Here is a 9214-nt window from a genome sequence, read left to right on the forward strand (position 1 = left end):
TATCAACATATCAATTGTTCAAGTCTTCCTTTGGGAATGCTAGGCTAAATGCCAACGATGATTGACTCATCGACTTGTAAAGTATGTCAAATGGTACGACAAGCTCACCGATTGTTCTCGCGCTTGATGATAGCCCTGTGATTCATCAAATGATTAAACGAGCGTTAGAACCGGACTATCAAGTAATAACAGCCGCTAACGCGGTTGATGCCCTGTCGATCATTTATCATCAACGAATTTCAGTCTTGCTATTGGATGTGCAGATGCCGGATGTAAACGGGTTGGAGTTTTGCCGCACGGTGCGGAGCCTGCCCCAGTTTCAGCATTTGCCCGTGATTATGGTGACTTCTCAAGATTCCCCCTTCGACCGGGTGAAGGGTCATCTGGCGGGTGCAACAGAATATCTGATCAAACCTTTTGATGCTGAACAATTGCGAGAAGCTGTACGAAAATTTATTGGCTCCTGATCTGCTGCTTGTTCATCAGACTTCGGCGCGATCGCGGTAACTGAGCAGTTCGACAGGCTCACTGTAACACTTGTCGAAGTTCAGTCGAACGCTGCCCACCCCACAATAGTTATATCAATCTTAGATATGCAAACTAGATGTGGTTTAGCTTAACAGTGTGCGATGAGTAAAACATTAGCGCAGAATGAGGATTTGCTAAGATTGGCACAGCCAGTTTTCTATCCTGACAGCCTTGCGGCGGCGATCGCGGAGATTTCTACCCATGACTCAAACTGCACCCAACGTCCCCAAGTTGATGACAATGGAGGAATACCTTGCCTATGACGATGGTACTGACACGCGCTATGAGCTTGTAGATGGAGAGTTAGTAGAAGTGCCGACTGAATCCCCAGAAAACTGCAAGCTTGCCAAACTTCTGATGTTGGAATTAGCAAAATACATTTCGATTGTGCTGATCAACCTCAAAGATATGGAAATTGTGGTGAGTGGCAAACGAGCAAAGGTGCGCTTACCCGATCTGACCATACTGAGTGAGGAAGGATACGCAACGCTGGCAGGACAACGCAGCAACACAATTACCCAAGATATGCCACCGCCAATCTTGGTGGTTGAGGTGGTTTCACCTGGACAAGACAACCGCGACCGAGACTATCGTTACAAACGCACAGAATATGCGGCGCGAGGGATTGCGGAATACTGGATCGTTGACCCTGAAAGGCAACAAATGACGCTGTGCTTATGGGTGAACGGGCAATATGAAGACACGATTTATATGGGTGATACCCCTCTGGCATCGACAGTTATTCCTGGTTTCAAGCTGAGTGCTGCTCAGATTTTGGCATTTGGACAAAATTAGTAAACCATTGGTGCAGAATTAGATTTGCTAAAATTGGCACAGCCAGTTTTCTATCCTGACAGCCTTACGGCAGCGATCGCGGAGATTCCTAACCATGACTCAAATTGCACTCAATGTCCCAAAGTTGATGACAATGGAGGAATACCTTGCCTATGACGACGGGACTGACACGCGCTATGAGCTTGTAGATGGAGAGTTAGTGGAAATGCCAACTGAAAGCCAGGGCAATTTAGACATTGCTAAATATCTGTTATTTGAGTTGGCAAAATATTTTCCAATTGCATTAATTGCTGTGGGAACAGAGGTTGAAGTAACTGGGCGACGGGCAAAGTGTCGATTGCCAGATATCCTCGTTCATACAGAAGAATCACGAACTGCCTTGGCAGGAGCAAAGCGGGCAACCCTAACACGGGATATGCCGCCACCTGCGATCGTAATTGAAGTGGTGTCACCCGGACAGCAGAATCGCGATCGAGACTACCGTTACAAACGCACAGAATATGCGGCACGAGGGATTGCAGAATACTGGATTATTGACCCGGAAATACAGCAAGTGACGCTGTGCTTATGGGTGAACGGGCAATATGAAGACACGATTTATATGGGCGACACCCCTCTGGCATCGACAGTTATTCCTAGTTTTAAGCTGAGTGCTGCTCAGATTTTGGCATTTGGACATGGATAGCATTGATGGGTTATGGCTACACCTAACCCAGCCTATAACTGGAAATTCGATTCAATAGCATGGGAGCAATTTCGCCGATCGCCAAAATATGTTGGGCGGCTCCCAGAGCGATCGCTTCTTTGGGCATCCCGAAGACAACGCAGGTTTGTTCATCTTGGGCAATGGTAGTGCCTCCGGCTTGAGCGATCGCTTGTAATCCATCTGCACCATCCCGTCCCATGCCAGTCAGCAAAATACCAACCGCCGATCGCGGGTAACAGGTGGCAACGGCTTGAAACAAAGCTGTGACGGAGGGACGATGCCCGGAAACGGCAGGGGTGCTGATGGTGATAAATCGCCCTTGAGTGTCGAGTTGTAAGTGTTGTCGTTCGGGAGCGAAGTAGACAGTACCCGGTTTGGGAAATTCTCCCGGTTGGGCGATCGTCACCCGCAGGAAACATTCTGCTGCTAGCCAATCTACCAGTCCTTGCAGAAATCCTTCGCTGATATGTTGGACGCACAGAATGGGTACGGGAAAGTTTGCAGGCAGTTGTTTTAGGATCGCGTACAATGCCTGGGGGCCGCCTGTGGAGGCTCCGATCGCCACGACTTTCGGCAGGGACGGGGAATTACGAATCGGGAATTGCGAGTTACTGGCAGGTTTTGAGTTGAATGGTTCTGGCTTACTTTTAGGGCTAACAGGATACTTTCTGGGTTCTACCGTCGCACGGGAAGTGTGGCGAGTAAAGACTGTAACCCCTGCCAGAACTTTGATCCGGTTGATTAATTCGTGCTTGACTTGTTCATAGTCTGAAAGTGAGTCAATGCTGGGTTTGGGAAAAACATCCAAAGCACCTGCTTGCAACAGTTTAAAAACATTGCGGGAATCTTCTTGGGTGTTGACGGAGGTGCTGATTACCAGAATGGGACGGGGATAGTCTGCCATAATCCGGCGGGTTAGTTCCAGTCCATCCATTTTGGGCATGTGTAAATCGGTGCAGATTACCTGGGGCTGTGCGGCTGGAATTCGCTCCAATGCTTCCACACCATTGGGAGCAGTTCCCACCACATTCACTTCCGGGGAACTCGCCAGAATTCGCTTGAGGATGGTTAAGGCGACGAGCGAATCCTCCACCAGAAAGACGCGAATCGGGGCAGAGTTTTTCATGAATTGACATTAAGTTGAGATTTTATAGCAGGAGGCAGAAGGCAGTTCTTGCTGGAGGCAGAAGGTAAAACTATTACTATTCCTAGCATTCACATTTTCAAAATGTCCTAACTTATGTGACTACGGCTATACGAGAAAATTATTCTTCATTCATCTGAAAACCTCTACACTAACCGTTTGAGGGCTGACAGCAAGGCTTCTTGATTAAAGCTGCCTTTGATAATGTAGGCATTGGCTCCGGCTTCGGCACCCCGACGTTTATCTTCATCGCTGGCAAGGGAAGTAACCAGGATAATTGGAAGTTCGCTATATTCTTGATATTGGCGGATTTTAGCAGTTAACCCCAAGCCATCGAGATTTGGCATTTGCACATCGCTAACAACAGCATCAACAGTGTGCGATCGCAGCTTGTTCAATCCATCCAAACCATCCACAGCAGTAATCACTTGATAGCCTGCGGTTTCTAAAATCCGCTTTTCTTGCGTGCGTGTGGCAATAGAATCTTCGACTAATAGGACGGTTGGTTTTGTGGGCGCAAGTTGACGAGTTTGGGTAGAAGAAATGGACTGCGATCGCGATCGGGCTGACTTCACCAAATCCTGGGGATTCAGCACCATACACACATCTCCAGTGCCTAAAATTGTTGCCCCGGAAACATTGCGGACTCGTTTAAGTAAATGACTTTGAGGTTTAATCAATACATCTTGCTCATCGACTAAGGCATCCACCACTACACCCAGTTGTGCTTGCCCAACCTGAAGAATAATACAGGAAAGTGCTGTTTCTTGAGTTAACCCAGATGGCATCGGGGGCAGTTCTAATAGATCGGCCAACTGCACAATCGAAATGGGTTGACTATCCCGAATTATTGTGTCCCGTCCCTCCAAGGGAAAAATCTCTTCTGACTTGATTAAGCAAGCGGTTTGGACAAACTCCACTGGAATGGCATAGGGCATTTGGTTCACTTGCACAATCAAGACATGGGCGGTTGCTAAGGTGATACCGAGATTGACGCGCAGCGTACATCCCAGTCCGGGAACCGATTCTACCTGAATCGTACCTTTCAATTTCTCGACATTGGTTTGCACCACATCCAGCCCCACACCCCGCCCTGATACTTCTGTCACTAGGGGGGCTGTTGAAAATCCCGGTGCGAAGATCAACGCCTGGATCTGGCTGGGAGTCATTGCTGCTGATTCTTCCTCACCGCAAATGCCCCGTTTCACCGCTATTTGTTTGATTCTATCCAGGTCAAGCCCCCGCCCATCATCACTGATTTCCAGCACAATGTTAGTGGGAGTCTGGTAAGCTTTGAGCCGAATCGTTGCCGTTGTTGGTTTTCCTAGCCGTTCCCGTTCCTGTGGTGGCTCAATCCCGTGATCGATCGCATTCCGCAGGATGTGCATTAGCGGATCTTTCATTTCTTCCAACAGGCGTTTGTCGGCAAGGGTGTCTTTGCCTTCTGCGATCAACTCCACCAATTTTCCCTGCTGCTGTGCCAGATCGCGCACCATCCGAGGAAAGAGGTTGAAAATCGTTGCAAAGGGCAGCAATCGCAGGGTACGAATCCCTTCTTCTAAATCGCTACTGAGTTGTTCCAGTCGGGTTGTGTCTTCCGAAAGGGAACTTTGCAAGGTTTTCACCAAATGACCCAATTGCTCTAATCGTTTTTCCGAGTGATGATGAAAAGTTTCTAGACGTTGCAGGGCGACATCACCTTGTTGCTCTCGGCTGAACGCAAACCGATTAGTGAATAAATCTCGATTCCATTCTTCCCACAAATTAGCGATCGCCTCAATTTCTCCCAAGCGATGAGCAATCCGAATTTTGGTGACAGTTAACTCCCCTGCTTGCGTCATCAATGTATCCAGGTGGCGAGTACCAACGCGGATGGTTTCGATGCGGTAGCTATTGGTGGGGGTGTGGGGATTTTGGACTTCGGCTTCGCTCAGTCGAACGATTTTGGATACTTCGACTTCGCTCAGTACAAGTTTTGGATTTTGGATTGCTGCGTTTTCCTTTGGCTCTTGACTTGTATTTAAAGTATTGGTTTTTACTGTATTTATGACTTCAATACTGTTGACTTCTGGTTCCTGAATTGGATTATCTTCTCTTTTTCCCGGCTGCGCTCCCATCAATTCGGCCAGAACAGAAAAGGTATCAACCCTGGCAGGTTCTCCGGTGACGGCTTCATGAACGAGTTTGCGGATAGCGGCGATCGCATGAGCGAGGCGTTCATAGGGTGAGTCTGTTGTACGATTGCCCAACGAAGATGCAGGGTTTTCTTGTTGCTTGAGTTGAGTCAAAACATGCTCAATTTGATGTGCCAGAGTGCCTATATCTTTGATTCCCAGCATATTGGCATCGCCTTTGAGGGAATGCGCCTCTCGCATCAAAGCTTCCAGGACAGCCAGATCGTCGGGATGGTTTTCCAAATGCAGCAATCCATCATCCAGGTTTTGCAGGTGTTCTTCGCTGGCTACTTTGAAAACGTCTCTCAGTTCTTCATCATCGATCATCATAGTTTTAAGTAGTTAGAGGTTGAGCCAATACGGTTCGGATAAGCATTTTTCACAATCGAGTGTGGTCTAGGGAATGGGGTTGCGAGTAAAGGATGTATTCAAAAACTTTCCCCTTTTCCCCTTTAACCGATCTATATTGGGGGTTGAGCGACTAAATGGTTGCCTTGAGTGCTTGCGCTGACTCGTTTAGTTGTTGAGTACCAGAGCGGATCTGGCTAATGCCACTGGCAGTTTCACGCGCAGCAATATTCAGGTCATTCATGGCAGAGACAATTTGCTGAATGGCGATCGCTTGCTGGTTGATATTGAGTGAAATCTGTTGACTGTTGATGACAATGTTATTCACTGCACCTTCTACACCTGCAAAGGATTCTGAGGTTTCCTGGGCAATTCGCGTCCCTTCTTCCACAGTTTTAGTGCCTTCATGGGTGACAACGACAGTGATGCTGATGGCAGATTGAATGTCCCCTACCAAGGTGCTAATCTTTTCGGTTGATTTTTTGCTCTGGTCTGCTAATTTGCGAATTTCAGCAGCGACAACGGCAAAGCCTTTACCATGCTCCCCTGCCCGGACTGCTTCTACAGCCGCATTTAACGCCAGCATATTAGTCTGACTTGCCAACTCGCCCACCAAACCAGAGATACTGCCAATCTGCTTGGTTTGTTCATTTAAACGTGTGATATGCTCTGCAATAGCTGCGACTTTCTGCTGTAGGGTTTCCATACCCTTGAGGGTACGTTTTACAGCATCAGCACCGTTACCGGCAAGAGTCAACGCCTGCCGTGCGCCTGCTACCGCCGAATCTGCCTGTTCGGCTGACTGCTGCGATGAGGCTCCCAATTCATCGATAGTGATAGTGGTTTGATTGACAGAACTTGCCTGCCGAGTCGCAGTCCGTTCTTGCTGCTCAACCGCAGCGGCGATTTCATTGGTAGAAGCAGCCATTGTTTGAACAATTTGAGCAATTTTGCCTGTTAACGGTTTAGCAATTTTGTTGCTCAGAAAAAATCCTAGTAAGATTGCCCCCAGAGGCCCAGCAATAATACCAGTAACCACCCAACCTGTGGTCAAGCGGGTATCGTCACTGGCGGCTTTATTTGCATCTTCAGCAGTATCCTGATTAATTTTGATCAGTTGCAACAATGAGTTAGTTGCAGCCGCAAAGGAAACATCATTTTTGACAACAGCGTTTTGTCTGAGTTTTGTCAGGCGATCGGCAGCAGCGATCGCCACCTTCATTTCTGGAGAATTTTCTCGCTTCTGGCTGGTCAATTCCAGCTGTTTGGCAGTGGGGTTTACAACACCTAAGCGGGCAAAATCCTGGTAAGCCTGAAGATAGGCAGCATGGTCTTGCTTCCACGCCTGCCACTGTTGCTTAAACGTCTGATAGAGTTTGTCCTCGTCGGGACTGCGGGGCGTGGCTTCATATTCCTCAAGTCCTGCGTCAATCTGCTTCCAGGCTGCCTGCATTCGATTTAACTCAGACTGTTTGGCTGTTGCGGGTAGTTCGGGGTTGAGAATTGCTCGCTCTGCCGACTGGATCTGGGTCTGCCCTTCATTAACTCTCCACAATCCGTCGATGCTGGGGAGGCTGTTATTACTGAGGGTGTCGATATGGCTGCTTAATTGATGAGTACCCCGCCAGCCGAAAAACCCTACAACCATGACGATACCGCCCATCAGCAAAAACGAACCCATCAATCGTCCATGCAGAGACATATTTTTTAACATACTTGTAACTCCAATATGTTTTTACACAACGGCTTTTAGTTCTTGGGCGGCATCATTCAGGCGTTGGGTGCCGGCTTTAATTTGACTAATACCAGAGGCGGTTTCTCTGGCGGCGATATTAAGCGAGTTCATGGCATCTACCACCTGTTGCACTGCGATCGCCTGTTGATTGGAAGTGAGGGAAATTTGTTGACCATTTATCGCGATCGTTTTGATGGCATCCACAATCTTTTCTACGGTTTTCGTGCCTTCACCAGTCACCATGACCGTGGAATTGGTCGATTTTTGAATGTCTAAAACTAGTACATTAATTTTTTCAGCCGATCGCTTACTCTGGTCTGCCAGTTTGCGAATTTCGGCAGCAACTACTGCAAAGCCTTTGCCATGTTCCCCGGCTCGCACCGCTTCCACTGCCGCGTTCAGCGCCAGCATATTAGTTTGACTTGCCAAGTCACTAACCAGAGTGGAGATCGTGCCGATTTGATTAGTTTGTTCGCTTAGATGGAGAATTTGGGCGGCAATGTCGCCTACTTTCTCGCGTAGACTCGATTGGCTGAACTCACCCTCTTGAGTGCGACCGTCTACCAGCAACAACACCTGCCGCGCTCCGGTGGCTGAGGCTTCTGCTTGTTCGGCAGACTGGCGCGAGGAAGCCGCCAATTCATTCATTGTGGTGGTGGTTTGGTTAACAGAACTAGCTTGTTGCATGGTAGTGCGTTCTTGCTGCTCGATTGTTGTAGCAATTTCGGTTGTAGAAGCGGCGATCGCGCTGGCAGAGGCATTCATCTGGCGGGCAGCGCGGCTAATGACCCAAATGCCAATCAAAACAGATACCACTAGGGAGAGTCCACTAGCTAACATCACCGTAAACTTGAGGGCATTAAGCGCCTCTTGCTGCTCTTTCGCAGTGGTTGCAAAAGTCCGATCTTCTCGCTCCTGCGTTTGTTCAATCATGTCTACGACATCCTGAACCAGAGTGCGGGCATTCCCCTTGCTCCAGGTTTCAATGGCTTCTTTGACTTTGCCCTGATTCACCTTTTCAATCAGGATCTCTTCAAAAACAAGCTGTTTATTCACCAGTTCTTCCAGTTTGGTTAAAGATTGTCGCTCCTGTTCCGATCTGGCAAGTGCAATCAGTTTTGCTAAAAAGTCCCTGGAGTTCTTTTGAGTCTCTTGGTAGTTCTCAAGCGATTGCTGAGTTTTTTCTAACAAATAGCCCCGGGTTGACTTAGAACTACTTTGCACACTAACAAGCAAATCATCAATTGTTGAATTAATCTCATAAGAAGACAGTAAATTTTCTGACCGTTGGTTCACCGTGTTGATATTGATGACCGTCGCTCCGGCAGAAATTAACAATGCCAGCACGGGAACGGCATACCCGCCAATAATCCAGTATCTTAGTCTCCAGTTTCGTTTGCTTTCCATCTTATTGTTATCTTTTGTGAGTGAATGAATTTAAGGATTTCCAGATATTGCCATCACACAATTTTGGATTTTAGATTTTAGATTGACCTCATAAAGCTACGGTGTACACACAAGTCTCTCGACCTGCACCTTTGTTGCATCGACCCGCACCTTTGTTACATCGACCTACATCTTTATTGCATCGACCTACATCTTTATTGCATCGACCTACATCTTTATTGCATCAACCCGCACCTTTGTTACATCAACCTGCACCTTTGTTGCATCGTTACGCAGTAACTTTAAAAAACTAGTAGGCTTCACAGCAAGAGGAAGAGGTCATTCTGCTCCCCTGCTCCCCTGCTCCCCTGCTCCCCTGCTCCCCTGCTCCCCTGCTC

At 47.9% G+C, this 9214-nt stretch carries 9 protein-coding genes; 5 read left to right on the forward strand and 4 right to left on the reverse strand.

Annotation, left to right across the window (positions count from 1 at the left end; genetic code table 11):
• Positions 1-83 precede the first annotated feature (83 nt).
• The 4 genes from RMX89_RS27140 (at position 84) to RMX89_RS27155 (ending at position 2008) form a co-directional block, all read left to right on the forward strand.
• On the forward strand, positions 84-467 hold the full coding sequence (locus tag RMX89_RS27140) for a response regulator (protein ID WP_322685026.1): 384 nt from the start codon (positions 84-86) through the stop codon (positions 465-467).
• A gap of 162 nt (positions 468-629) precedes the next feature.
• Complete coding sequence (locus RMX89_RS27145; RefSeq protein WP_322691100.1) at positions 630-791, forward strand: hypothetical protein; 162 nt, start codon at positions 630-632, stop codon at positions 789-791.
• The gene (locus tag RMX89_RS27150; protein ID WP_322691101.1) at positions 730-1323 is read left to right on the forward strand and encodes a Uma2 family endonuclease; all 594 of its coding nucleotides are present in this window, start codon (positions 730-732) and stop codon (positions 1321-1323) included. Before RMX89_RS27145 ends, RMX89_RS27150 begins: the two co-directional genes overlap by 62 nt.
• Positions 1324-1417: 94 nt before the next feature.
• Positions 1418-2008 carry a Uma2 family endonuclease gene (locus RMX89_RS27155; protein WP_322691102.1) on the forward strand — a complete coding sequence of 197 codons (591 nt, stop codon included), beginning with the start codon at positions 1418-1420 and terminating at the stop codon, positions 2006-2008.
• Positions 2009-2030: 22 nt separating this feature from the next.
• On the opposite strand, the gene cheB is transcribed toward RMX89_RS27155, so the two are convergent.
• The 4 genes from cheB to RMX89_RS27175 form a co-directional block, all read right to left on the reverse strand.
• On the reverse strand, positions 2031-3155 hold the full coding sequence (gene cheB, locus RMX89_RS27160) for a chemotaxis-specific protein-glutamate methyltransferase CheB (protein WP_322691103.1): 1125 nt from the start codon (positions 3153-3155) through the stop codon (positions 2031-2033).
• A 164-nt stretch (positions 3156-3319) separates the two neighbouring features.
• Positions 3320-5677 carry a hybrid sensor histidine kinase/response regulator gene (locus tag RMX89_RS27165; protein WP_322691104.1) on the reverse strand — a complete coding sequence of 786 codons (2358 nt, stop codon included), beginning with the start codon at positions 5675-5677 and terminating at the stop codon, positions 3320-3322.
• Between the two features lie 151 nt (positions 5678-5828).
• Complete coding sequence (locus tag RMX89_RS27170) at positions 5829-7409, reverse strand: methyl-accepting chemotaxis protein (protein WP_322691105.1); 1581 nt, start codon at positions 7407-7409, stop codon at positions 5829-5831.
• 21 nt (positions 7410-7430) lie between these two features.
• Positions 7431-8837, reverse strand: coding sequence for a methyl-accepting chemotaxis protein (locus tag RMX89_RS27175; protein WP_322691106.1), 1407 nt, complete (start codon positions 8835-8837; stop codon positions 7431-7433).
• 101 nt (positions 8838-8938) lie between these two features.
• On the opposite strand from RMX89_RS27175, the gene RMX89_RS27180 reads away from it, so the two are divergent.
• A complete protein-coding gene (locus RMX89_RS27180; RefSeq protein ID WP_322691107.1) occupies positions 8939-9130 on the forward strand; it encodes a hypothetical protein in 192 nt (63 codons plus the stop codon).
• Positions 9131-9214: the final 84 nt, after the last annotated feature.

Origin of the sequence: Nostoc sp. DedSLP04, assembly GCF_034530775.1 — a bacterium.
Lineage (GTDB): Bacteria > Cyanobacteriota > Cyanobacteriia > Cyanobacteriales > Nostocaceae > Nostoc.